Genomic DNA, 23,853 nt, shown 5'->3' with positions numbered 1-23,853 from the left:
ACCCGCGCCGTTCAGTGGGAAGACACATACAGCGCACCGGCCGGCGCCGGCGGCACCGCGAAGCTGCGCCGCATCCGCGCCACTTCCGCCGCCGGCGGCAGCCCGAACAGACGCTTGAACTCCCGGTTGAACTGCGACGGGCTGGCATACCCCACCGCCAGCGACGCCGCCTCGGCGGTCATCCCCTGGCGCAGCATCAGCAACCGCGCCTGGTGCAGGCGCGTGGACTTCACGTACTGCATGGGCGAAGTGCCGGTGACGTCACGGAAGTGATCGTGGAAGGTCGCCACGCTCATCCCCGCCTCCGCCGCCAGGTGTGCCACGTCCAGCGCCGTGGCATAGGCCGCATGGATCTGCCGCAACGCCCGGCCGATGCTGCCGAAACGGCCGCGCATGGCCAGCGCCTCACGCATCGCAGCGCCCTGCGCGCCGGTCAGCACGCGGAAGTACACCTCGCGCACCAGCGCCGGGCCCAGCACCGCCGCTTCCCGCGTGTCGCCCAGCGCATGCAGCAGCCGTATCACCGTGGCCTGCATCGGCGGGTCCATCGGGCTGGCCACCATGCTGCGCGCGTGTGTCTGCCCCGGCGCCTCATGCGCGTCCAGCGCAAGCAGCAGGTCCGCCGCCAGCTGCAGGTCCAGGTGCAGGTAGATCGCCAGCAACGGCGCATCCGCCGACGCGTCGGTTTCCATGGTGAACGGCACCGGCACCGACACCGCCAGGTAGTGCTGCGCGTCGTACTGGTAGACCTGCCCGCCCAGGTAGCCGCGCTTGACGCCCTGGCAGACGATCACGATGCCCGGGTCATACAGCACCGGCGTGCGCGCCAGCGGCCGGTTCGAGCGCAGCAGGCGTACGCCCGGCACGGCGGTGAGCGTGTAGCCCTCCTCCGGCGCCAACGCCTGCAGCAGCCCCACCATGCGCGCCTGCGCATCCTGCTGCACCGGATCATCGCCAGACCGCACCGCACACCTCAGAGGAATAGGCAAGATCGGCCGAAGCTTAGGCCTGTAGGGCATCCCCCACAAGCACTACTGTGCAAGCCCTCTTTCCATGAGGCCATCACCATGTCCCCCTCCCGTCTGCTGCTCATCACCGGCGCCAGCAGCGGCTTCGGCCGCGCCCTCGCCGAACAGGCCCTGCAGGCCGGCCACCGCGTGGTCGGTACCGTGCGCAACGAACCGGCCCGCCAGGCGTTTGAATCCCTCGCCCCCGGCCGCGCGTTCGGCCGCCTGCTGGACGTCACCGACCACGCCTCCATCGACGCGCTGGTCGATGCCATCGAAAACGGCATCGGCGCCATCGACGTGCTGGTCAACAACGCCGGCTATGGCCACGAAGGCATCCTCGAGGAATCCACGCTGGACGAACTGCGCCACCAGTTCGAGGTCAACGTGTTCGGCCCCGCCGCGCTCATCAAGGCCGTGCTGCCGCATATGCGCGCGCGCCGCCGTGGCCACATCCTCAACATCACCTCGATGGGCGGCTTCATCACCCTGCCCGGCATCGCCTGGTACTGCGGCAGCAAGTTCGCACTGGAGGGCATCAGCGAGGTGCTGGGCCAGGAAGTGGCCACGTTCGGCATCCACGTCACGGCCGTCGCGCCGGGATCGTTCCGCACCGACTGGGCCGGCCGTTCGATGGTGCGTGCACCGCGCAGCATTGAAGATTACGACGCCTTGTTCGACCCCATCCGCCGTACGCGCGAGGCCAAGAGCGGCCATCAGCTGGGCGATCCGGAAAAGGCGGCGCAGGCCATGCTGAAGATCATCGACGGCGACGCACCGCCCAGCCACCTGCTGCTGGGCAGCGATGCCGTGCAACGTGTGCGTGACAAGCTGCAGGCCATGTCCAGCCGCATCGACCAGTGGGAGGCCGTGAGCCGATCCACCGACGGCGGTTGACATGCAGGCATTTACCTGCCTATTCTGTCCGCCATGGATGCAGACAAGGTGTTCAAGGCCCTGGCCGACCCCACGCGCAGGACGCTGCTGGACCTGCTCTGCGCAGACAACGGCCAGACGTTGGGCCAGCTGTGCGAACACCTGGACATGGCCCGGCAATCGGTCACCCAGCACCTGGGCCTGCTGGAAGACGCCAACCTCATCAGCACGGTGCGCCGTGGCCGCGAGAAGCTGCACTTCATCAACCCGGTGCCGCTGCATGACGTCTACGAGCGCTGGGTACGCAAGTTCGAGCAGCAGCGCCTGAGCCTGCTGCATGACCTGAAACGAGAACTGGAAGGAGAATGACGATGTCCGCAGCGTCCACCCGCTTCATCCACGTGATCTACATCGCTTCCACGCCACAGAAGGTGTTCGAGGCCATCACCCGGCCCGAGATCGCCCGCCGCTACTGGGGCCACGAGAACGTCTCGGACTGGAAACCCGGCTCGCGCTGGCAGCACGTGCGCGCCAACGACACGCGCTCGGTCGAGCTGGTCGGCGAAGTGGTGGAAAGCACCCCACCCTCGCGACTGGTCATCACCTGGGCCGCGGCCTCGCAGGCCGACAACCCGGACAGCTACAGCCGGGTCACCTTCGAGATCGTGCCCTACCAGGACATGGTGCGGCTGACCGTCACCCACGACGATCTGGAACCCGGCAGCGGCATGGATACCGGCATCCGCCATGGCTGGCCGATCGTGCTGTCCAGCCTGAAATCGTTGCTGGAGACCGGCAAGGGTCTGGACGTGTTTGCTAAGCCGAGCTGACCGGTGAGGTGTCTGGCCGCAGTCACTTCAACGCCGGGTCGATGACCGGAAGCAGCCCGAGATCCACCAGGCTCATCTCGACCTGGTTGGCCTGTTGCACGGCATGCGGGTCGGCAAGATCGAGTACGTCGGTGGCGAGGATGAGTGTTCCGTTGCCCCGTCGCTCAAGCTTTGCCGCAGCAGGAACCTGATCACGGGTGAGCGCCTCATCCACATATCCCATCCAGCCCAGGAACTCACGATGGGGAAACGGTGCTCGATGCAGGCTGTAAAGCAGTAGATCAGCACCCACACGCTGTTTCACGTTCGTCTGTATCAAACACACATCGGGCCGCTTGGACATCGCATCCAGAATCGTCCACAGCACGCGCGATGGCCGCTCGAAGACCACCTCCACATCGCTGATGCTGATCCGAATCGAGCCAAAGCTTGGAGAGATCGCCAGCCCAACCCGTCCGCGCGCCCTCCAGCTCGCCTCATCTCCCGCGTTCGTCAACAGCAGGCCGGGAGCGCCGGCATGCCGAAGCTCTGGAAACTCGGCATCGTCCGCTTCCATTCGGGCGATGATCCTCGATCGCTCTACGAATGACACGAAATGGTCCTTCGGCCCTTTCGGCATGCCCCACCATTGCCGGAAATCAGGCGTGAGCTCTCCAAGATTCTCGATCAATGCAGCCGAATAGGCGTATGCCTCTGAGAGAGACAGCCTCTGTGGGACGAACTTCACGGTCAAGGTAACGATCATCTCAAATGGCACCCAGCACGTAAGGGGTATGGCGCGCACTCTCAGTTGGAATCCCGGCTTCAATTCCAGCAATGAAAGCGACGACGTCCATAAAGTGCCACTCAAGCTTCCCTCTAGGCATTGCAGGGGCGACGAGCGCGGATTGCACTCTGTAACTTTTGAGCCAGGACTCAGTTACGGCAAACGTAAATGGCGTTGCATCACGGCCATATTCGTCGAAGAATTTTTCAAAGTTGGCCTTCGCTTCAACCACGGTACACCGATCTCGCCAGAAGCCATCAAACGAGGTACCTCCGTATAGCCATTCAAGGGTGGTGTACTCTCCGCCCTTGCCAAAGAACCCCTTTACGACTTCTACGCCAATGCTCACGATCTGGTCAGCACTATCGCCTCGGCGTACATAGCCAAACCGCTCCGGACCGGCAAACATGTTGGCGATCTGTAGCTGGTAGTCATAGTTGATGCGTGTGCTCAAGGTTATGTATCTCGGCGTCGGCGGCTGCCCCACTCGCCCATTCCCCAGCAAGCACTGATTGCACTCGCTGTGGTCTGGCACATCAGAGCAGTCTGCTTCTCGACTTCGGACGTCTGGCTTGTCCTTGACGGCGTCGTTCGCCGCGGTGGCCGCGGCTGCCGCTGCCGCCGCCGCAGCGGCTCTCTCGGCCAGCTTGCCTATGCCCCAACGAACAGGAACCGCAACCATCACTCCTCTCCCTTCGGCCACCGATGCAAGGCGGCCAAGGCGCCGAGCACATCAGCCGCCTTGGTGCTCGGATGCTCCGCGTGGCGAATCGCGATATCCACTTCAGCATTGCGATGAAGCTCACCACCACTGCCGACATCCGTTTTCGTCCAGGCAACGAGCACCGGAAGGTGGGTGATGCCCAACTCGTAGGCCGCGTAGGCATAACAGCGATCGGTTTCCGCAAGAAGTGCGGCGTCATCCATGCCAAGGACCCGTTCGGGCATGTCACGACGAATCTCGCCAGCAAGCTTGGGGAGGAAATCGAACAGATCAGGCAAGCGCAGCAACGCCTCCTGCCTGGCACTGAACGTCAGCATCAGCTTTTCTCCACAACGTCGCGATCCAGCTGCCACTGCTGCCCCTGCAGCCAGACTGACCACCGGAGGAATGGCGCCATGAACGCTCTCTTCTGTTCACGCGTCATGACGGTCCACACACGATACAAGGCGCGTCCATCCCAGAACCGGAACAGCGCCAAGCCTCCATCTGACAGCCGTACTTCCAGGCGGGCTTGAAGATGCTCGATGACGGCGCCAACCGGCTCGTCACTGGTCACCCAGCACACCCGTCCCGGACGCGCCTCAAGATTCAGCAGCCATCGGCGCACCCATCCATCGCCATTCAACTGGATCAGCCAAGGCCCAACATCGGCGCTGCTGGCTTCAGGCTGATGTTCAAAGAGCGGCCACGCAATGCCCGATGTGGCATAACCCCCCAGAACATTGGCAATCTGCGGGGACGCAGCGGCGTCAACAATGGCGTATTCCATATTCATCTCCGCAGGTAAGCGGCACCGCTCCTTGCCGCCGCCAGAAGGCATTCCCGGCAGACCGGCTCCTTTGGGGTCGAGTGCACCGTGAACTCGTCGGGCGGTGGCGCGGGAGCCGTGGCATCCCCTTCCGACGTGGCAGGTGCCAACGCACCAGCAGCCGCGATGTGGGTCGTCTGCTGGGCGCCCGCCAGCAGGCTGCATCCGCAGGCCAGCCGATCACCGTCGCGCGCAACCGGCTGCCCATCGACAATCCAGGAATCGTCCCCGGTCACGATCGGGAAGATTCCCTGATGCTTGGGGCATGTCGCGCGGTCGGACACACGTGCTACGGCGTGCCCGTTGATATCAGTAAACGCAGAGCCCGTGATAACGCGCCCGCCGCCACTGGTTGCATCCCCGACGACCACAATCAATCGACCCATATCAGTTCCACACGAAGCAGGCACCGACCTTTCCAGCCAGCTGCGCGAAGCTACCGAAGCCGATGACAGGACTTCCAGGCGCGAAACGGCGGCGATCTACCTGCAATCCCGCAAGTGGATGAGCTACAAGGAGAATTCTGGAATCGTGTAAACACAACCACCTCTCAAATGCGGCAGAATGCGTCTCCAGTTAAGGGCGAACACGTCACCATGAGCGAGCAGCCGGCCTGATCGACCCACACCGTCCGCAAAAGGGGCAGCCCTAGCTCGCTCCCTCCCCCACCCCGCTCAACGCACACCACCCACTCCACCCCCATGCACCCGCACCTGGAAAAGATCGGCGACACCACCCTCCTGCGCGTCCATGACCAAGGCCCCGTGCTGGATGCCAGCGGCCTGCGCGACCTCGTCGGCGACGCGCTGGGTCACGATGCCGAGTGGATCGTGGTTCCCGCGCAGCGCCTCTCGCCGGACTTCTTCGATCTGCGTTCGGGCATGGCCGGGCAATGGCTGCAGATGCTGGTGAACTACCGCCTGCGTTTTGCCGTACTGGGGGATGTCAGCGCCCACCGCGCACAGAGCGAATCGCTGGACGCGTGGATCACCGAATGCAACCGCGGCCGCAACGGCTGCTTCGTGGCCGACTGGGACGCCCTGCTGGCGCGTCTTCCCGTGTCGGCTACCTAGCGCGCCGTCCAGCCCCCATCCACCGGCAGCGCCGTGCCAGTGATCTGCGCCGCAGCGTCCGAGGCCAGGAACACCACCATCTCGCCCAGCTGCTCGGGCGTCACGAACTGCAACGACGGCTGCTTTTCAGCCAGCAGCGCGCGAGCGGCGGACTCTTGATCCGTGCCTTCCCTCTCTGCCAACGCGGTGATCTGCTGCTCCACCAGCGCCGTGCGCACCCACCCCGGGCAGAGGGCATTGGCGGTGATGCCGGTGCCGGCATTCTCCAGCGCGGTCACCTTGGTCAATCCCACCACGCCATGTTTGGCTGCCACATAGGCCGACTTGTTCACCGAGCCCACCAGCCCATGCGCCGAGGCGATGTTGATGATGCGGCCGGCGCCCTGCTGCTTCATGTAGGGCAAGGCCGCCGCCGTGGCATGGAACACCGCCGAGAGATTCAGCGCCAGGATCGCGTCCCACTTCTCGACAGGAAATTCCTCGATCGACGCGGTGTGCTGGATGCCCGCGTTGTTCACCAGGATGTCGATACGCCCCATCCTCGCAACGGCGTTGGCGATCATGGCTCGTACCGCCTCGCCCCGGGACAGATCGGCGCCGTCATGCGCCACCCGCACACCGAACTCCGCTTCGAGGTTGGCGCGGAGGCTCTCGATCTGCGCCGCATCGCCGAAGCCATTCAGCACGATGTCGGCGCCCTGTCGCGCCAGCGCCGTGGCGATGCCAAGACCGATACCGCTGGTGGAGCCGGTAACCACTGCGACCTTTCCGTTCAACATGGGCGAGCTTCCATCACGTGCAGGGGGCCAGTGTAGCTCCGCAACTGCACGCCACGCGTGGATGCGCCCCTCTCGGCAGGAATTCATATTGGCTCTATAGTCGGCGCCATCCACCCAAGGATGGCTCGATGAACCCCAGCAAGGCCCTGCTGCCGGCGGCCCTCGCCGCACTGCTCGCTCCTTCCCTCAGCCAAGCCGCATCGCCCGAGCAGCTGGCAACGCCGCTCACCACTGGCAGTGTGCGCCTGGATATCGCCAGTGGCCGCGTGGAGGGCGATGCATGCCTGTCCAATCGCCCCGCCGACGCACAGAGCCACTTCGTGCTCAATGCCGGTCTGAACGTCGCACGGGTCACCGATGACGAGGGCAAGCCGGTCGGATTCGATGGCTGGTACGACCCGGGCGTGGATGGCGAGGCGCGCGTCTACACTCTGGCCGAGCACACGGCCACGCTCTGCGTGCAGTACGTGGGCGCGTTCCCGCTGTACCCGAAGCACGATGCCATGGGCGACTTCAAAGGCATGATGGCCTTCAACGGCGACAGCGCCCGTTTTACCGAGCAGTCTGCATGGCTGCCTCAGGCGTTCGACCCCAAGGCCCGCGTGCGCGGCAGCGAAAGCCGCTACGACCTGCAGGTGGACTGCCGCGGCTGCCGCTTCCTGTACCTCAATGGCAGCCCCGCCATCGAAGGCACGCAGGGCCGCTTTCGCAGCGACAACGCGCGGCCCATCCTGCTGTTCGGTGGCAGCGGCCCGATCACCCACACCGCGCAGGTCACCCTCCTCAACGAGAGCCTGCCCACGCCCAAGGTCGACGCGCTGTCCCGCGTCGTGCAGCAGGTGGCCGACGTGCACGCGCGCTACATGGGCGTGCCGCTGGCCGACCGCCCCACCTTCCTGCGCATGGTCACGCTCAACCAGGCCGAGCGCGACCGCGACGGCAGCGAATGGGGCTTTGCCACCTGGCCGACCATCGCCATGAGCGGCAGCATCGGCAACGTGGCCGATTCGCTGCTGGCCGGCGGTGAACAGGCCGAACGGCGCGTGCAGTACGTCGCGCACGAAATGGGCCATTACTACTTCGGCACGCTCAACCGTCCGCAGGGGCCGTACTACTGGGTGCTGCTGGAATCCAGCGCCGAATTCCTGTCGATCAAGGCGCTGCGTCAGATCAGTGGTGACGCTGCGGCGGACCACTATGTTGCAAGGTTGCAGGCCACCGTCGATGCGCTCGATACGCCGCTGCCGGCGCTTGATGCCGTCGATGGCCACTCGGACCTGGGCGAGATGTATCGCTACGTCTATGGTCCGTTGCTGCTACTTTCGCTGGAAAAGCAGGTGGGTGAGGCGAAGATGCAGGCCTTCATGCGCGGGCTGCTGGCCGCGCCTTCACCGAAAGACTGGGCGGAGCTGCAGGCCATTGCACTGAAGGCCAGTATCGATGCCGAGGCCTGGCAGCACTGGCAGGCCAGCTGTGTGGCAGGGGGCAGGCCGAGGTGTCGGGGCTGATGCCGGGACGGGCAATCATCGCCTGATCGCATCACCAACAAGGGCGCCCATTGGCGCCCTTGTTGATTGCAGGGGAATCAAGGCCGAAATGTCGCTTACGCCCCACTGGCATGGGTAGAATTGGCCAAACCCTGTCGTATAAGGCCATGCCATGGAACACCCTCTTGTCGAGGTTCGGGGCGCTGCCCAAGCGCTCAGGGAGTTCGCCGAAGCCCGTGACTGGGCCCAGTTTCACTCCCCCAAGAATCTTGTCATGGCCCTTTCCGGCGAAGTTGGGGAGCTGAACGAGATCTTCCAGTGGATGACAGAGGCCGACTCGTTCAAGGCGGCGACTTCGGAAACCACCGCCAAGGCCGTACGCGATGAAGTTGCCGATGTAGCCCTGTACCTCATCCGGCTGTCGGACGTGCTCGGCATCGATCTGAACGAAGCCGTCAGCAGCAAGCTGGCCACCAATGCCGCCAAGTACCCGGTGGACCTCTCGCGGGGCGTCAGCACCAAGTACAACAAGCTGTCGCAGCCATGATCGTCTACCAGGCAGACAAGGCGTCCTTCCTTCGCCAATGCAACGACGAGGAGATCGAGGAGGTCATCCGCGCCAGCTTCAAGGCGGCGACGAAGGGCGACGTAGGCGAGCCCGAGATCCGTTCCTGGCGCGAGTCGCTTCGGTACGTCGCGCGTGCACTCACCCATCACTCCATTCCCGATGACATCGGTGTGGCCGTGGAGTTCATTCTTCCCCAGTCGAAGAAGCGCATCGACGTCGTCCTGACCGGTCGCTCCGAGGACGGCTCGCCCCACGTCATCATCGTCGAGCTCAAGCAATGGTCCGCCATCAAGCCGACCAAACGCGACGCCATCGTGGAGCTTCGCGAAGGGCAGTCTCTCGTTCACCCCAGCTATCAGGCGTGGTCCTATGCTGCGTTCCTGGAAGGCTTCAACGAAGCGGTCCATGAAGGAAAACTCCAGCTCCACCCCTGCGCCTACCTGCACAACTATGTGCCGGACGGTGTGATCGATTCGCCCCACTATCAGCCCTACATCGAACGTGCCCCGCTCTTCCTGAAGAGCACCGGGGACCTCGAAAAGCTGCGTGGCTTCATCAGTCAGCACACCAGCAAAGGCGATGGCGCGTCCGTGCTTGCCGAGCTGGAGAATGGGCGAATCCGCCCTTCCAAGGCGCTCGCCGACGATGTGCATCGGCTGTTGAGGGGAAATAGTGCCTTTGCGCTGCTTGATGAGCAGAAGCAGGTATTTGAAGCCGCCAAGGCCGCGTGTGCCCAAGCGCACGCCAGCGGAAAGCCCCGTGTCGTCATTGTTGAGGGTGGCCCGGGCACGGGCAAGTCGATTGTCGCGGTGAATCTTCTTGCCGCGCTTCGCGATGGGTTGACCGTCAAGTACATCTCCAAGAATGCGGCACCTCGCGCCGTCTACAGCAACGCGCTCATCCAGAAGCCCGAGAACGCCCATCTGGTGCATCTTTTCGGCGGGTCCGGCTCCTTTACCGAGTCGGCACAGAACGCGTATGACGTGTTGGTCGTGGACGAGGCACACCGCCTTACCGAGAAGAGCGGGTTCTATGGGAACCTGGGCACGCACCAGATCCAGGAACTGATAAATGCCGCACTATGCAGTGTGTTCTTCATCGATGAAGACCAGCGCGTCACACTGAAGGATGTCGGCACCAAAGAGGCCATCCGGGACTTCGCGATTGCCCGTGGAGCGACGGTGGAGGAATACGTACTGTCTTCGCAGTTCCGTTGCGCGGGTTCAGACGGCTATCTGGCGTGGCTGGACGATGTACTGCAGATCCGGCCCACCGCAAACACAACGCTGGACGAGAACAGCTACGACTTCCAGGTATTCGATGATCCGTCCGCGCTGCATGCCGCCATCGAAGCGAGGAACACCGGCAACCGTGCGCGCGTTGTGGCCGGCTACTGCTGGCCTTGGAACAGCAAGAAGAACAGCAAGGAGATGGACATTGTCATCGGCAGCTACCAGCGCCAATGGAACCTCAATGACGACGGAAGCCTCTGGATCATCTCGCCGGACTCGATCGACCAGGTGGGATGCATCCATACCTGCCAGGGTCTGGAAGTGGACTACATCGGGGTGATCATCGGGCCGGACCTCGTCATGCAGGACGGCGCGCTCAAGACCGTGCCGCGCGCGCGGGACCGGCACGACAAAACCATGAAGGGTTTCGTGAAGCTGTCAAAGGCTCATCCCGCCCACGCCGCTGAACTCGCGGACACCATCATCAAGAACACCTACCGCACCTTGATGACCCGAGGGATGAAGGGCTGCTACGTCTACGCGACCGATCCGCAGGTTGCCGCCTACTTCAGGGCCCGACTGCAGTCCGTCGCCAGCGTTGAGCACGCTGTAGAGGTGGAGGCCTGAGCGCCTCCACCTGACAGGCCATCAGCGGTAGATTCACGCGGGGCGAAGATGCTCCCCCTCAACCCATCACTTCCAGTGATCCGGCCCCAGAAACGGCAGGCTCAACACAAACACCGGAACCGCCACAGGAATCAGAGCGGCGCCCAGCACCTTGCCCGCCGCTGACCCCACGCCCGGCCCGTCCTCCCGCTCCGGCAGGATACGCTCGGCGCGCGCGTTGATCGGCTGCGCCAGCGCCGCCTTCGCCGCCAGTGCCGCAGCATGCGGCAACTGCACGCGTTCGCCATTGCCCTCGAACAAGGCGCTGTAATAGCTGCCGCCCTTCTTTGAAAGGTCGCAGGCGCGATCAAAGGCCAGCGAGTAACGGCTCCGCTCCAGCGGCAGGTAGTAGCGCGCGCGCTCATCGACCACCTTGGCTTCGCGCGGCGTGACGTCAATCCGTTCCAGCCTGAACTGCGCCGCCTGTTGCGGCGTCACCTGCTCCGGCCGCAGCAGCAGCGCGTAGCTGCCATGCACCTTGGCCTTGTTGGCCGGATCGCGCCAATCCTCGTGGAAGTACATCTGCGCGCACACCACCGCCTCGCGCAGCGGGCTGTCCATCAGGGCGCGGTAGTCACGGAACGGCGCCGCATCGAAACGCATCGGCTCGTCGTAGCGCGGCAGCAGGTAAAGCTGCCCATCGTCGGCCACGAAGGCACCGGTAATCTCGCGGCTTGAGGTGTGCTGCTCCGGGCCGGTGGCGCACCCGGACAGCAGGCCCAGGCACAGGCCGGAAAGAATAAAGAAGGACGTTCGCATGTCGTGTCGAGGGCTTCCCTGGGAAAAGGCCTCGCCCGAATGCGCGAGGCCAATCCGCCATGGTGCCACGCCGGCCATCACACGCCCAATCCACCGGCTTACTTCAACCGTTCAAGCAGCCGCTGCCCCACCTCCAACGCCGAGGCCGGGTTCTGCCCGGTAATCAGCTAGCGGTCCACCACTACATGGCCGGTCCACGGCGTGGTGTTGCTGCTGAACTTCGCACCCGCCCGCTGCAACGCGGTCTGCGGGTAGAACTTCATCTCGCCGCCGCCCAGCAGCGGCTTGGCCTGTTCTTCTTCCTGGTTGCTGATCACCGTCATCTGGTAGCCGCTGTAGATCCACTTCGGCGTAGCCGGCATCGCACCCGCGTCCAGCTTTGCCACGAAACCCGCTGCATCCGGCAGGGTGGACAGCAGCGCGATCGGGCCGTGGCAGACCAGCGCGGTGGTCTTGCTGCGCTGGTGGAAGTCGGCCAGCAGCCGGCCCAGCGCCGGGCTCTTCAGCAGGTCCTGCATCGGCGCGTGGCCACCGGGAATGTAGACCGCATCGAAACGCGCGTAGCCCTGCTGCTCCACACGCGCCAGGCTGACCACCGGCGAGGCCGTCGGCGAGGTCAGCGCCAGTTTCTCCAGCAGGTCCTTGTGCAGCGTCAGCTGCGCGGCATCGTTGCCGAAGTACGCCGCCGTCACCGAGGACGCATCCACCGTCGGCGCCCGCCCCTGCGGCGTGGCGAAGGTCACCGCGTGGCCCGCGTCCAGCAGCAGCTTGACCGGCTGCATCAGCTCGTTGAGATAGAAGCCGGTGGACAGCACCTTGCCGTCCTTCAGGTCCAGGTGGTTTTCGTCGGACAGCACCACCAGCACGTTGGCGGCGTGGGCGCCGCTGGCAGCCAGGGTCAGGGCCAGCGCTGCGGCCAATCGGGTCATCAGGTTCATGGGAAGCTCCTATCGGGGAATGGCCGCCACTTTATTCATCGCCCCAGCGGCGATAAATTGGCCGCATCGAAAAACATCTGTTCCCCGGAGAGCCAAATGAGCCGCAAGTTCGACTATCTGGGCGATGTGGAGGTGTTCCTGGCGGTGGTGGAGCACGGCTCGTTCACGGCCGGCGCGGTGGCGCTGTCCACCACGCCGTCGGTATTGAGCCGCGCGGTCACCCGCCTGGAAGCGCGGCTGGGCCGCCAGCTGCTGCAGCGGACCACCCGCCGCGTGAGCCTGACCGACGCCGGGCGGCTCTATCGGGAACAGGTGCGCACGGCCTTTGGCCTGCTGGACGACGCCGAGCGCGACGTACAGGGCCAAGATGGCGCGCTGGCCGGCCGCGTGCGCCTGAGCGTGCCGACCACCTATGGCCACTACCGGCTACCCCCAGTGCTGGCGCGCTTTGCGCAGCGGCACCCGCAGGTGCAGGTGGAACTGAACATCACCAACCGCAACGTGGACCTGGTGGCCGAAGGCTTCGACCTGGCCATCCGCTTGGGCCAGCTGCCGGACAGCGGGCTGGTGGGGCGGAAGCTGGAAGACGCGCCGTTGCTGCTGGTGGCCGCGCCGGACTACCTGCAACGCCGTGGCACGCCGCAGACGCTGGACGACCTGCAGCAGCACCTGTGCCTGCCCTTCGTGATGCCGCGTACCGGGCGGCTGGCGCCGTGGATCTTCCGCGACGACGGGCGCGACGTGGACTGGCTGCCGCGTTCGTCCATCGAGACCTCCGACGATGTGCTGGGCGTGGTGTCGCTGGCCGAACAGGGCATCGGCATCTGCCAGAGCTATGAGTTCATCGTGCGCGAGCGGTTACAGCGCGGGCAGCTGGTGGAAGTGCTGCCGCAGCTGCGGGGCCGGTCACGGCCGTTCTCGGTGATCTATGCGCCGCATCGGCGGCAGTCGGCGGCGGCGCGGGCGATGATTGAGTTGTTGGTGGGGAATGCGGGCGCGGTTGAGGAAGGTGTTCGTTGAGGAGCGCTGCCTGCTGGCGGTGTCGTGATTGAACCGATTTTTCAGGTGCGCGGGTGATCGGGCGGTGTCGCCATCCGATTTTAAGCCGAAAGGGGTGTTAAGAAGGCTGTCGCGCTATTCGCTTGTGGCGTGGGCGATTACGCCAGTTTGATTCGCAATCAGCAGGGTGACTGCGCGAATGCGTCTGGCGATGTCGCGTGCTGCACGAATGGTGCGTGCCACAATAGTTCTTCGCTCTCGATTCCTGCGATTTCTTCGGGAATTTCTATTGGCATTCGGAGCGACGGCGTAAACACCATGGCGCGCCACCGACAACGGGTGGCCGGGCGTCCAAACCCGAGACAGAGAGTTGTTTACGCTTACCCGTCGGCACCGTCTTAAACCGGTGCCGGCGGGTAATCCGTCGGCCTTTATGGCGGGCGGTGCGTGGGGGTCTCCGGACCCGCCGGTCTTCTGACAACTGTCTGTCCCGGTTTGGAACCCGCACCGTCCGCCACCCTCTTCGCGGTGGCGCTGTTAAGTACAGCCAGGGAAGCCGACGCCATGAACGATTCCGAGAACTTTTCCTCGTATACATCCGTTGAGCCCATCAACGACGACACCCCGCCGCCCGACCTCAACTCCCTGATTGGCATCCTCAAGCGCATCCGCCGCTGCGAGGGCGCGGATGGGTTGCCTTGGCCGGAGAACGATGTGTCGCCTGGACGGCGAGTCAGCCTCGCCAGGAGTGAGCGCGCGATGGTGGGGGCGCTGACAGTGCTGGAGGTGCTACATGCCGCGGACCGCTGCCGGGTGGCGGCTGACCCGGAGCGTCATTTGGATGAGGGGGTGGTGGATGGGTTGTTTCTGGCTTGTAGGGGGTTGCTTGAGTGGGCTTGTCGGGAGGTTAGGCCGGAGTGATTGAGTTCAAGCCAGCGCACAAGCAGCAAATTTGATCGAGCGCGGAATCAGCCAACGTCCACGTCCGGCCAGCAGAAGACATGAGCCCGCGTGTTAAGCCGAGCCAAGACTACGCTCAAGCGTGCATGACCAGTCGGCCTCTCAGGTCCAGCAACTCACAAAACCGACGGTTGGACACATTTCGATTCACCGGCTATTGCTTGATCGCCAGCCGGGCACCCGAGACTCACTTCGGCAAGAACAACAGGCTCGTCGGCAACTCGGCCTCGGGGTAAATCAGCAATAGGATGTTGTGCTTGGTGTCAAACCCTTCCCCAATGCATTGATGCTTGATCCCATTTCTATCTACGTAGACGAAATCTCGTGGAGGCGTCATACGTTTTTTTCCAATGGGAATTAAGCTTGCGAGCGGGTGTTTGTGATCGATAACAAGATCAGTAGGTCGACCGAACTTCATCAGAAAACTAGGGGAAGGCTCAATCCTTCGCACTTCCGCCTTAAATCCACCAGCGTCACCGGGCACCAGTGGATTGAGGACATACACGACGCAGGGCGCATGGTGAGTGCGCGCAAACTCGCGCGCCGCAGCATAGTTGGACGAGCCAAAGCGCTTGGCAAGGTCGATCGGCGTGCGGATGCCCATTTTATGATCCGCAGCTGCTTTACGAAATGTGTCACCCTGGAAGAGCACGAAGCGGGCGAAATTGTTGGCTTCGCGCTCGAAGCGGTCTGCAATTTCAGGCGCGAGCGTTTGCTCGCATTCCTGGAACAACTTGAACACGGTCTTGTGCGTGGGCATCTCATGGTGCCCGGCTTCATGAAGCTTTAGGAAGGTCTGCTTCGCAGATCCAACCCCGTAGTCGATATGAACTACTCCCTCCGTGGAGTCATAAAGGCCGAACACCTTGCCAATTGCGCGCTTCAATGTCTCTGCAGCTTGTTGCGTCTTCTGCTTAATGTAAGCAAGGAATACTGAGGGGTCGAAGGCACTTTTAGGGGCCACTTGGAGCTTCGCCGCCTCCATTAGGGTATCCACTGGCGTTGGAAAAACACCCCATGCATCCGCTCGATCAAGGAACCGCTTTGCACGACCTTCAACAACAACAAGGTCTGCTGGATCAAGCGAGCTGTCATCGGGCTTCATGTTCGTTTCTTCGTCCGGAGAAATTGTAGGTAGTCGAGAAGCTCGACTTCCTCGTCCTTGCTTAAATTATGTTCGGCAAAGGTTGCCGCTCGACCATGACGTGCCTGATCGGGGCGCTCACTTGCGGCAGGAAGATAACCAGCCAGCTGCATCAAAGTGATGTAGTCAACATCATATGCTTCTGCAAGCGCGTGTAGAACATTGGGGCTTGGAGCAGTAATGCGACCATTCTCCAACTGGCTTATATAGGCGTTGGAGACTTCTTTGTTCGTCGCCTCCTCGACCTGCCGTAGTGACATTTTCCGATCAAGTCGGATCGAACTTAAGTATTGGCCAAGAGTCGGGCCCACTTGGCCCTCCTAATCGTGCAGGGGCGATTGATTGTAGCCGCTTCCGCTTGATGCGTCAAGCATGCTTTTAGTGCTTGACAAAGTACGCATGCGTTCTACATCATGTGCCCGACGGAGCGCCCTGCTCCCGGGAGACGTGACATGACAATTGAACCGGCTGTTGAAGAAGACGTTGAACGCGCAGTGATGGCTGGGCGTGCCGTGAGCCACGAGGGACCGTGGCGCATCCAAGTTGGTGATGACGCGCTTCAGTTCCGCTCCATCGTCGTAACGGATCCGATCCTGACGGGCAGTCAGATTCTGGCCGTTGCAGGCGTCAGGGACCGAATCGAACACTTGGTCTACCAGATGCTGCCAAGTGGGCTTTTGGAGGAAATCAACCCCGAAGAGACCACCGATATCCGCTCAAATCGCGCGGCCCGCTTCTTGTTGTTTAAGAACGACAGATCCTTCCGCCTGCTGGTGGACGACCGAACGCTGGATTGGGGTGCAGGCCGCATTTCCGGAGCCACGCTTCGTGCTCTTGCAGGTCGCGATGAGCCTGACCTTTTCATCTGGCAAGACCTGCGCAGCCAAGCCGATTTGCTCGTCTTGGACGAAGATTTGGTCGACCTGACCCTGCCAGGCGTGGAGCGCTTCTACCTGCGGGAGGTGACCTTCAACATCTTCGTCAACGGGTCGCCCGAGACCCTGTCCCGCCCCCGCTTGGCCTATTGGGACGTCGTCAAACTGGGCTTCCCCGATGCCAACCCTGCCGAGGAGATCGTTTACACCATCGACTACATTGGAGGACCTCACCAGAATCCCGAGGGCACTATGTCAGCTGGCCAATCCGTTCGGATCAAGGAGGGGATGAAATTCTATGTCACACCATCTGATAAGTCGTAATCCGGCCTTGGGCAGACTCGTCCAGGAAGGCTACGAGCTTGAGCTCCGTCCCGGACTCTTGCTCGTCCACGCCGTGCCATATGTCAATGTGGACGGACAGATCCGCTCCGGCACGCTCGTGTCTGAGCTCTCAATGGAGAGTCCAGACATCCTCGGGAGGCCCGGCTCCCACCAGATGCACTTCATCGGTGATCACCCATGCTTTGCGGACGGGCGCATATTTACGCCCGTCCAGCACAGCTCTGGCGATTTTGCCTTGGGTAACGGTGTGTCAGCGCAACACCACTTCTCTCATAAGCGCAAGGACAAGAACCGCAACTGGATCGATTATGAGGACTACTACGTCAAGGTGAAGACGTATGTGGATGTGATCTCGGGTCAAGCAAAGATCATTGATCCTTCAGTAGATGCTCGGACATGGAAGGTCATCACCTGGGGAGATGATACGACTCCGTTCGTCTACTCCGACACGGCTTCGACTCGAGCAGGGATTTTAGCCATCAATGAGCGCGCTTCTCAGACGAGTGTCGCCATCGTCGGCCTCGGCGGAACGGGTGGGTATGTCCTTGACCTACTTGCCCCTACCCATCTTCCCGAAATTCACCTTTTTGACGGTGACCAACTGCATCAACACAACGCTTTCCGCGCCCCAGGCGCAGTTCCGGCTGAAGCGTTGGGTCGGCGTCTCCATAAAGTGGATTGGTATGCTGAACACTACAGTAACCTCCGCCGTGGAGTGGTGCCTCACGCCGAAATGATCCACGAAGCAAACGTCCACGTGCTATCTCAGTTTGACTACATTTTTTTGTGTATTGATCGTGGGCAGGCCCGGGCGTTGATCCTTGACCATCTCAAAAGCACTAGCACTGTCGTAATTGATTGCGGCATGGGCATGAATGTTTCTGGGGAAGAGCAGAAGCTGTGGGGCACTATTCGAACCACCGTTAGCACCCCGGCCAACCGCGACGAGGCCACTCGCTTGATGCCTCTGGTTGATCGTGAGGACGACCTCTATAGATCTAACGTTCAAATTATCGAACTGAATGCGCTCAATGCCGCAATGGCCGTTCTCCGCTGGAAGCGCCTGATTGGCATGTTCTCTGACGATTGTTCGGAAACGGAAGGCACTTACAACACAGCCCTCAACCGGGTCGGCAACAAGCCGGGACTGCCATGAATCTCGCATTCCCACATCAATTTGTGGACGTCATCCCCAAAGAACCGGATGAGCGGGTTCTATACATCTCGATCGAACACGCGGTCGCCGTGCACCGTTGCGCTTGCGGCTGCGGTCGAAAAGTTGTGACTCCGTTGGCACCCATCCACTGGAAGCTCATCTTCGATGGCCGATCCGTGAGTCTCTCCCCTTCGATCGGCAATCACGCCTTTCCATGTAAGTCCCACTATTGGCTCGAAAGCGGCCGAGTAAGATGGTCATATGAGATGTCGCACCAGGAAGTGGAAGCTGTCCGAGCCCGGGATAGGCGCCAACGTGCTGCATTCTATGGGGATGGCGGGAGAGGCTCAGGCCAGCCTGCGCCTACATCTCAGCCAACGGGCACACAGCCTTTCCGGCAAGCCAAGGCCGGAGCTCTACGTCCCTGGTGGAAACGCTGGCTTGATTGAGCGCATCAGTCTGCCCACGCACCTCCAGGCGAATCGCGCACCGAGGAATTCAGAACATGTCGCTTCCGGGAGAGACCCGGCAGACGAGCAATGTTCACCGTCGCCACTACAGCATGTCCGCTTCCGGCCAAGAAGCAATCCCGGTAGGTCCGTACAAGATCAACGATTGCCTTGGCCCTTTACCTTGAGCACCAAATGATTACGCGCGGTATCGATGGTGTCAGCATTGGTGTTGGACGACAGGTTCTCGCGTAACTTGCGCCTTAAGAAGTAGGCGATCCGCTCGGCATTTGCACCAGACGGATGTGGCAGACCTTCGAGCAGGCATTCGCCTTTGATCAGCCCTTGCGCTGCGAAGCTGCGCAGCACCGCCTTGGGCTCCCCGCCCAGCGGTACCATAGCGCGCTGGGCAGCTGGCGAACCTAGTCGGCAAGCCAATCCTCCACCATGGACCGCAGATAGGGCGTGCGCAGAATCGCTGGGCTTCCGGTGTGGTTCTGGCCGCCAGCCAGCACCGGATTTCGCAATGCGGACGTGTGGTGCACCAAATTGCTAGCACTAGTAAACAGCTCGGAACAGCCACACAAGCCGAGAGCAGTTTGCAAACCCACGTAGTCGAGCATCTCGACAAGTACGGTACGCATCGGCCCCGCGAAGCTGGCGACATCCTTGGCTTGGCTCAAGGCATCACCATCGCCGAGCCCAGAACGCAGGGCAGCGCGCAATTTCTCGAGGGCCCTCTGCGCCTGGAATACGCCGGGTGTGATGCCTACGAACACCACGCGGGCCGCGGTTTTCACGTGCTCGAACGGTGCGTAGTAAGTGGCCAACTGCCCAGAGCGCGAGATCAGCAGATCCCCGGAAAGCCTGTCAGACGGCAGGGCATCGAGGATAGCTGAGCGAAAACGATCAAGCATCGGGTTCATAGTTTATCGTCAGCTGGGATGCAGCGATTATCCAAGCGTCGACGGCGGATTCCATCGTAGGCGGCCGCAATAGGCGTGTCAGCGATGTATACAACTACATTTTTGTCCACTTCTTGAAACTTTAGTTACGGCAAGAGCCTATGGCGGCGGTGCAGGTCGTGGATCAGGCTGCGCGCGATAGTCGTCGACCACATTCCAGAATTCTTGAGATGCCTTGCGCGCACAATAATCGAAAACATCCTCCTCAGCTGCGAGCTGCGCGCCACACGACGCCTCCTCGAATGAGTCGATAGGCGCCACTAATGGCCGTGACCGACGCCGTAACGGACGCCCTCCGTGGACACTTCCACGCCCGGAGAATTTTCGATGAACTCTATGTAAGCAGAGCTTCTAGCGCGGCTCAAGCGGAAGCAATAGATCAAGACTGCAATCGCCATCGCATATGGAAGCGCCCGCTGCAGGTCAGGAGTGGCCCCACTGGTCATTCCCGGAATTATGCGACTAGTAAAGTGATAGACGACAACAAGCGAACCCAAACCAAGGCCCAGCGCCAGCTGAATTCTAAGGTGAGTAATCATCTTATTGCTTTTGCGATGCGCACCGAAATAGTAGTGAATATTCTTCAGGTCTTCTTTAACCAGAAATTGCCTCTCGATGTTCGAAATTATCGCAAGATTCCGGTTGTACCAGTACCCCGCGTCTACCAGATGAGCCCAAAGCCAGCCGGACAACAGCACAATAATCGAACAAGCTATGTCTGCCGACACCACCTGTTTTTCCACTAACGCGAACAGTGCAAATGCACCTACCAGAACACCGACAGATTGCCATACAACCATGATGTGACGATTAATGTCATTCATCATTTGTCGATAGACCTCTATGAGAAATTCTTCTCTCACCTGATGCCTCCAAGTGGGTGTGAAATGGGCGTGTAATTGGCCCATATCTTGTTGATATTCGCCATAGAGTCGTTTAGGCAGTTTTCGTACCCACCAACCGGGTGAGGCCTGAACGTCTCGCCATCAAAATAGTCGCCGAATGATGCATCCAGCGTAAATCTATTACAGTCTATGGACACAACCGGGCAATCACGCGCGATCCTGCGTTGAACATCGGGCCTACCTCCTAGCAGGTGAACGGGCCTGTTGACTGCAGAAGCTGGAATTTCGGTTGATCCGTATTTCGTTGGCACGCTATAGCCGATAATAAAGTGACTTGGTATCAGCAAATCAAGCTTGGACGTCAGCCGTGGATCTTTGGGAACGATCGCAACGAATTCCGAGTACTCCTGCAACTCGTCAGCCTCCTTCAGAATATGCTTTAGTCTTGTAACGCAAAAAACGTCCTGAGCAATCGTAAGGGCGGGCTTCATCTTTTTCGCGGCGTCAAGATGAAGACCATAGTTGTAGCGCTTCCAGTCGATATCTAGAAACCCTCGGCGATCAAAGGAAACTTCTCGCACATCTCGCAAGTTCGTATAGCGCGCGCCCGGCAGCCACCCATGTTTTTGAGCGTGAAGTTGAACTTTACGCCCATGCGCTACGAATCTTGCAACCATATTTGATATGTAGTCCAATGCCTGAATTGAACGCGCCGCGAAGCAGCGTTGGCTTGAATGAGTTGCTAGAGTGCACTCACCTTGATTGGCGGGTAACTTGTAAAAGACTGGATGAAAATGCGCAATTCCTCTGACTCCGTCTGCAAGGACAATTGATGCATTTTAGGGAACTTTTGCCTGACCCAGGCTTGGAGAAGATCCCGTGGTTCGGCCGCAGATAGTGAAGCTAACGCGAGCATATGCTTGCGCAGCTCCGGCACATTATTGACGTAGTCTTCTAGATGCGCCTTAGCTTCGTCTACCGCCAAGTTTGCCATCACATCTTCTGTGATTTGCAGCGCACCACCATCATGTGGTGAATTCTCGAACTTGATCAGTTCTGATCTGGATCTCGCAGGTTCCCCCGCAAATATCAAATGAAACTCCCCTTGCAGGTGTCCGCTATGGCTCTCATATCCAACTACGAAGATGAGCGCGACCACGCCAAGCAAAGGGTGGGAGAACTTTAAGCTCTTTACTTCGGCCACGCCATATCTCCTGCATGCCCCAAAAACCTAATAGCCGGATTTCCGGAGCCGGCTAAACGAATCACCCGCAGCGCACTATGGGTGGACTATCCACTTGATACTATTCGATCTTAGGGCGGGTGGATCCGGCTTACAACCCGCGGAACAGCCGGCCCCACTAGTGCGCAAGATATGCGCTTAGGTGAATTTCTGCTTTGGATCAAAAGGGAACACTAACACCGAGTCTATCTAGCGAGCGATGCGGCCTTTGGGAGATCAACTGCTCCACTATCTGCAATTTACCTAATGGATAGTGGACACGACAAACAACAAGGGCGCCTGTCGGCGCCCTCGTTCTTTCAACTCATTCCCACTCAATAGTCGCCGGCGGCTTCCCCGAGATGTCATAAACCACCCGCGACACCCGCCGCAACTCATTGATGATCCGGTTGCTCACCGTCCCCAGGAACTCATACGGCAGATGCGCCCAATGCGCCGTCATGAAGTCAATCGTCTCCACCGCCCGCAGCGCAATCACCCACTCATAAGCCCGCGCGTCGCCCACCACGCCCACTGACTTCACCGGCAGGAACACGGCAAACGCCTGGCTGGTCTTGTCGTACAGGTCGGCCTTGCGCAGCTCGTCGATGAAAATGGCATCGGCCTTGGCCAGCAGTTCGGCGTATTCCGGCTTCACTTCACCCAGAATGCGCACGCCCAGGCCCGGGCCCGGGAACGGATGGCGATAGACCATGGTGCGCGGCAGGCCCAGCTCGACGCCCAGGCGGCGCACTTCGTCCTTGAACAGCTCGCGCAGCGGCTCCACCAGGCCCAGCTTCATGTGCTCCGGCAGGCCGCCCACGTTGTGGTGGCTCTTGATCACATGCGCCTTGCCGGTCTTGCTGCCGGCCGACTCGATCACGTCCGGGTAGATGGTGCCCTGCGCCAGCCACTTCGCGTTCTTCAGCTTGTTCGACTCTTCATCGAAGATCTCAACGAACAGGTTGCCGATGATCTTGCGCTTGGCTTCCGGGTCGCTCACGCCTTCCAGCGCCTTGAAGTAACGGTCGGCGGCATTCACGCGCACGACTTTCACGCCCATGTGCTCGGCGAACATCGCCATCACCTGGTCGCCTTCCTGCCAGCGCAGCAGGCCGGTATCCACGAACACGCAGGTCAGCTTCTCGCCGATGGCCTTGTGCAGCAGCGCGGCCACCACGGACGAATCGACGCCGCCGGACAGGCCCAGGATCACTTCATCATCGCCCACCTGTTCGCGCACGCGGGCGATCTGGTCGTCGATGATGTTGGCGGCGGTCCACAGGGTCTGGCAGCCGCACACGTCCACCACGAAGCGGCGCAGCAGCGTCTGGCCCTGCAGGGTGTGGGTCACTTCCGGGTGGAACTGCACGCCGTACCAGCGCTTTTCTTCGTTGGCCATGGCGGCCACCGGAATGCGGTCGGTGGTGGCGGTGATGGTGAAGCCCGGCGGTGCCACGGAGACGTGGTCCCCGTGGCTCATCCAGACATTCAGCTTCGGCTCGCCGCCGTGGTCGCTCAGGCCCTTGAACAGTGCATCCGGGTTGATCACGTTCACTTCGGCGTGGCCGAACTCGCGCTGGTCAGCCGCTTCGGTGGCACCGCCCAGCTGTGCGGCCAGGGTCTGCATGCCGTAGCAGATGCCGAAGATCGGCAGGCCGCTGTCGAACACTTCCTGCGGCGCGGCCGGGGCGCCCGGCAGCGTGGTCGATTCCGGGCCACCGGACAGGATGATGCCCTTGGCGCCGAAGCCGGCGATCTCGGCCGGGTTGTGGTCCCACGCCCAGATTTCGCAGTAGACGCCCAGCTCGCGGATGCGGCGGGCAATCAGCTGCGTGTACTGCGCGCCGAAATCGAGGATGAGGATCTTGTCGTTATGGATGTTGGTCATGGTGCCGTTCCAGTGGTGTTTTTCGCAGCGCCCGGCGCTTCAAGGCTCTGTGTCAGCGTGGCGATGAACGCCTCGCGTTGTTGAATATGTGAGGGGTCTTCCTCGTCCCAGCGCAGCATCAGCAGGCCGTGCGGTGCGTTGGGGTTGGCGCGGTCGGCGCGCGGCAGTTCGGCGATTTCCTGCACTTCGGTGCCGGGCACGATGCGCCGTTGAAAGGCGTGCATCGGGTAACCGGAATCCACGGCGTTGCCCCAGAATGCGGACTGCACGCTCATCCGTTTCGGCTCCAGCGGCCCCAGCTCGGCGGTGACCACAGGATCTTCAAGCCTGTCACCCAGATCGGTAACGCACCGCAGGATGACCTGCAACGGGCGCTCGCCGGTGCCTTTCAGCAGCCAGCGCTGTTCGCCGGCGGCCTGCACCTGCCAGCCCTTCGGCAGCGAGAACGCGTTCTGGCACGCCTGCACGTGCTGCAATTGCGAAACCGCC

The 23,853-nt window shown here is 61.4% G+C and carries 28 protein-coding genes and 1 pseudogene; 11 read left to right on the top strand and 18 right to left on the bottom strand.

Features of this window, described 5'->3' with window-relative positions; all coding sequences use genetic code 11:
• Positions 1-11 precede the first annotated feature (11 nt).
• On the bottom strand, positions 12-965 hold the full coding sequence (locus tag IMX13_RS10265; RefSeq protein ID WP_319637183.1) for an AraC family transcriptional regulator: 954 nt from the start codon (positions 963-965) through the stop codon (positions 12-14).
• Positions 966-1,067: 102 nt separating this feature from the next.
• Here IMX13_RS10265 and IMX13_RS10260 point away from each other — a divergent pair, with 102 nt between their 5' ends.
• Genes IMX13_RS10260 through IMX13_RS10250 form a run of 3 tightly spaced genes read left to right on the top strand, consistent with a single transcriptional unit; the run spans position 1,068 to position 2,713 of the window.
• Positions 1,068-1,904, top strand: a complete 837-nt coding sequence (locus IMX13_RS10260; protein WP_193396290.1) for an oxidoreductase — start codon at positions 1,068-1,070, stop codon at positions 1,902-1,904.
• Between the two features lie 33 nt (positions 1,905-1,937).
• Positions 1,938-2,252: a metalloregulator ArsR/SmtB family transcription factor gene (locus IMX13_RS10255; protein WP_053517574.1), complete on the top strand. Its 315-nt coding sequence runs from the start codon at positions 1,938-1,940 to the stop codon at positions 2,250-2,252.
• Positions 2,253-2,254: 2 nt separating this feature from the next.
• A complete protein-coding gene (locus tag IMX13_RS10250; RefSeq protein ID WP_193396289.1) occupies positions 2,255-2,713 on the top strand; it encodes an SRPBCC family protein in 459 nt (152 codons plus the stop codon).
• A gap of 22 nt (positions 2,714-2,735) precedes the next feature.
• On the opposite strand, the gene IMX13_RS10245 is transcribed toward IMX13_RS10250, so the two are convergent.
• The 5 genes from IMX13_RS10245 to IMX13_RS10225 are packed head-to-tail and all read right to left on the bottom strand — an operon-like array spanning position 2,736 to position 5,397.
• Positions 2,736-3,446 carry an Imm52 family immunity protein gene (locus tag IMX13_RS10245; protein WP_180875926.1) on the bottom strand — a complete coding sequence of 237 codons (711 nt, stop codon included), beginning with the start codon at positions 3,444-3,446 and terminating at the stop codon, positions 2,736-2,738.
• A 13-nt stretch (positions 3,447-3,459) separates the two neighbouring features.
• The gene (locus tag IMX13_RS10240) at positions 3,460-4,161 is read right to left on the bottom strand and encodes a Tox-REase-5 domain-containing protein (RefSeq protein WP_065181358.1); all 702 of its coding nucleotides are present in this window, start codon (positions 4,159-4,161) and stop codon (positions 3,460-3,462) included.
• Positions 4,161-4,520, bottom strand: a complete 360-nt coding sequence (locus IMX13_RS10235) for a hypothetical protein (RefSeq protein WP_053517578.1) — start codon at positions 4,518-4,520, stop codon at positions 4,161-4,163. The genes IMX13_RS10240 and IMX13_RS10235 overlap by 1 nt, the downstream gene beginning before the upstream one ends.
• Entirely contained in the window at positions 4,520-4,972 is a 453-nt protein-coding gene (locus IMX13_RS10230) for a DUF4123 domain-containing protein (protein WP_053517579.1), read from the bottom strand. Before IMX13_RS10230 ends, IMX13_RS10235 begins: the two co-directional genes overlap by 1 nt.
• 2 nt (positions 4,973-4,974) lie before the next feature.
• On the bottom strand, positions 4,975-5,397 hold the full coding sequence (locus IMX13_RS10225; protein ID WP_193396288.1) for a PAAR domain-containing protein: 423 nt from the start codon (positions 5,395-5,397) through the stop codon (positions 4,975-4,977).
• Between the two features lie 315 nt (positions 5,398-5,712).
• On the opposite strand from IMX13_RS10225, the gene IMX13_RS10220 reads away from it, so the two are divergent.
• Positions 5,713-6,084 (top strand): DUF4180 domain-containing protein, encoded by a 372-nt coding sequence (locus tag IMX13_RS10220; protein WP_193396287.1) that lies wholly within the window; start codon positions 5,713-5,715, stop codon positions 6,082-6,084.
• Here IMX13_RS10220 and IMX13_RS10215 read toward each other — a convergent pair.
• Positions 6,081-6,863, bottom strand: a complete 783-nt coding sequence (locus tag IMX13_RS10215) for a 3-hydroxybutyrate dehydrogenase (protein WP_193396352.1) — start codon at positions 6,861-6,863, stop codon at positions 6,081-6,083. The two genes, IMX13_RS10220 and IMX13_RS10215, sit on opposite strands and share 4 nt — an antisense overlap.
• Before the next feature lie 128 nt (positions 6,864-6,991).
• On the opposite strand from IMX13_RS10215, the gene IMX13_RS10210 reads away from it, so the two are divergent.
• The 3 genes from IMX13_RS10210 (at position 6,992) to IMX13_RS10200 (ending at position 10,777) form a co-directional block, all read left to right on the top strand.
• Positions 6,992-8,371, top strand: a complete 1,380-nt coding sequence (locus IMX13_RS10210) for a hypothetical protein (RefSeq protein ID WP_193396286.1) — start codon at positions 6,992-6,994, stop codon at positions 8,369-8,371.
• 253 nt (positions 8,372-8,624) lie between these two features.
• Positions 8,625-8,897, top strand: coding sequence for a nucleotide pyrophosphohydrolase (locus IMX13_RS10205; protein WP_227255387.1), 273 nt, complete (start codon positions 8,625-8,627; stop codon positions 8,895-8,897).
• Complete coding sequence (locus tag IMX13_RS10200; RefSeq protein WP_193396285.1) at positions 8,894-10,777, top strand: DUF2075 domain-containing protein; 1,884 nt, start codon at positions 8,894-8,896, stop codon at positions 10,775-10,777. The genes IMX13_RS10205 and IMX13_RS10200 overlap by 4 nt, the downstream gene beginning before the upstream one ends.
• A 66-nt stretch (positions 10,778-10,843) precedes the next feature.
• On the opposite strand, the gene IMX13_RS10195 is transcribed toward IMX13_RS10200, so the two are convergent.
• Together IMX13_RS10195 and IMX13_RS10190 are read right to left on the bottom strand one after the other, a co-directional pair.
• The gene (locus IMX13_RS10195; RefSeq protein ID WP_193396351.1) at positions 10,844-11,575 is read right to left on the bottom strand and encodes a hypothetical protein; all 732 of its coding nucleotides are present in this window, start codon (positions 11,573-11,575) and stop codon (positions 10,844-10,846) included.
• Between the two features lie 98 nt (positions 11,576-11,673).
• Positions 11,674-12,513, bottom strand: a pseudogene (locus IMX13_RS10190) (type 1 glutamine amidotransferase domain-containing protein).
• Positions 12,514-12,609: 96 nt separating this feature from the next.
• On the opposite strand from IMX13_RS10190, the gene IMX13_RS10185 reads away from it, so the two are divergent.
• Positions 12,610-13,533, top strand: a complete 924-nt coding sequence (locus IMX13_RS10185; RefSeq protein ID WP_193396284.1) for a LysR family transcriptional regulator — start codon at positions 12,610-12,612, stop codon at positions 13,531-13,533.
• 543 nt (positions 13,534-14,076) lie between these two features.
• Complete coding sequence (locus IMX13_RS10180) at positions 14,077-14,433, top strand: hypothetical protein (protein ID WP_065181349.1); 357 nt, start codon at positions 14,077-14,079, stop codon at positions 14,431-14,433.
• 226 nt (positions 14,434-14,659) lie between these two features.
• Here IMX13_RS10180 and IMX13_RS10175 read toward each other — a convergent pair whose 3' ends face one another.
• The gene (locus tag IMX13_RS10175) at positions 14,660-15,577 is read right to left on the bottom strand and encodes an ImmA/IrrE family metallo-endopeptidase (RefSeq protein ID WP_111188213.1); all 918 of its coding nucleotides are present in this window, start codon (positions 15,575-15,577) and stop codon (positions 14,660-14,662) included.
• Positions 15,574-15,927 (bottom strand): helix-turn-helix transcriptional regulator, encoded by a 354-nt coding sequence (locus IMX13_RS10170; protein WP_193396283.1) that lies wholly within the window; start codon positions 15,925-15,927, stop codon positions 15,574-15,576. Before IMX13_RS10170 ends, IMX13_RS10175 begins: the two co-directional genes overlap by 4 nt.
• Positions 15,928-16,068: 141 nt before the next feature.
• Here IMX13_RS10170 and IMX13_RS10165 point away from each other — a divergent pair, with 141 nt between their 5' ends.
• Together IMX13_RS10165 and IMX13_RS10160 are read left to right on the top strand one after the other, a co-directional pair.
• Positions 16,069-16,815, top strand: a complete 747-nt coding sequence (locus IMX13_RS10165) for a multiubiquitin domain-containing protein (protein ID WP_193396282.1) — start codon at positions 16,069-16,071, stop codon at positions 16,813-16,815.
• Positions 16,790-17,992 (top strand): ThiF family adenylyltransferase, encoded by a 1,203-nt coding sequence (locus tag IMX13_RS10160; RefSeq protein WP_193396281.1) that lies wholly within the window; start codon positions 16,790-16,792, stop codon positions 17,990-17,992. The genes IMX13_RS10165 and IMX13_RS10160 overlap by 26 nt, the downstream gene beginning before the upstream one ends.
• Positions 17,993-18,600: 608 nt before the next feature.
• Here IMX13_RS10160 and IMX13_RS10155 read toward each other — a convergent pair.
• The 7 genes from IMX13_RS10155 to IMX13_RS10125 form a co-directional block, all read right to left on the bottom strand.
• The gene (locus tag IMX13_RS10155) at positions 18,601-18,810 is read right to left on the bottom strand and encodes a hypothetical protein (protein WP_193396280.1); all 210 of its coding nucleotides are present in this window, start codon (positions 18,808-18,810) and stop codon (positions 18,601-18,603) included.
• Positions 18,811-18,863: 53 nt separating this feature from the next.
• Positions 18,864-19,367 (bottom strand): hypothetical protein, encoded by a 504-nt coding sequence (locus tag IMX13_RS10150; protein WP_193396279.1) that lies wholly within the window; start codon positions 19,365-19,367, stop codon positions 18,864-18,866.
• Positions 19,368-19,666: 299 nt separating this feature from the next.
• Positions 19,667-20,269 (bottom strand): hypothetical protein, encoded by a 603-nt coding sequence (locus tag IMX13_RS10145; RefSeq protein WP_193396278.1) that lies wholly within the window; start codon positions 20,267-20,269, stop codon positions 19,667-19,669.
• Entirely contained in the window at positions 20,266-20,928 is a 663-nt protein-coding gene (locus IMX13_RS10140; protein ID WP_193396277.1) for a DUF6610 family protein, read from the bottom strand. Before IMX13_RS10140 ends, IMX13_RS10145 begins: the two co-directional genes overlap by 4 nt.
• A 65-nt stretch (positions 20,929-20,993) precedes the next feature.
• The gene (locus IMX13_RS10135) at positions 20,994-21,455 is read right to left on the bottom strand and encodes a hypothetical protein (protein WP_193396276.1); all 462 of its coding nucleotides are present in this window, start codon (positions 21,453-21,455) and stop codon (positions 20,994-20,996) included.
• Between the two features lie 343 nt (positions 21,456-21,798).
• The gene (guaA, locus tag IMX13_RS10130; RefSeq protein WP_193396275.1) at positions 21,799-23,364 is read right to left on the bottom strand and encodes a glutamine-hydrolyzing GMP synthase; all 1,566 of its coding nucleotides are present in this window, start codon (positions 23,362-23,364) and stop codon (positions 21,799-21,801) included.
• Positions 23,361-23,840: a hypothetical protein gene (locus IMX13_RS10125; RefSeq protein ID WP_049483145.1), complete on the bottom strand. Its 480-nt coding sequence runs from the start codon at positions 23,838-23,840 to the stop codon at positions 23,361-23,363. The genes guaA and IMX13_RS10125 overlap by 4 nt, the downstream gene beginning before the upstream one ends.
• Positions 23,841-23,853 lie beyond the last annotated feature (13 nt).

The sequence above is a fragment of the Stenotrophomonas sp. B2 genome (assembly GCF_014947095.1).
GTDB lineage: Bacteria > Pseudomonadota > Gammaproteobacteria > Xanthomonadales > Xanthomonadaceae > Stenotrophomonas > Stenotrophomonas maltophilia_P.
The sequence above is the reverse complement of the archived record's forward strand: the minus strand, read 5'-3'. Positions and strand labels throughout refer to the sequence as shown.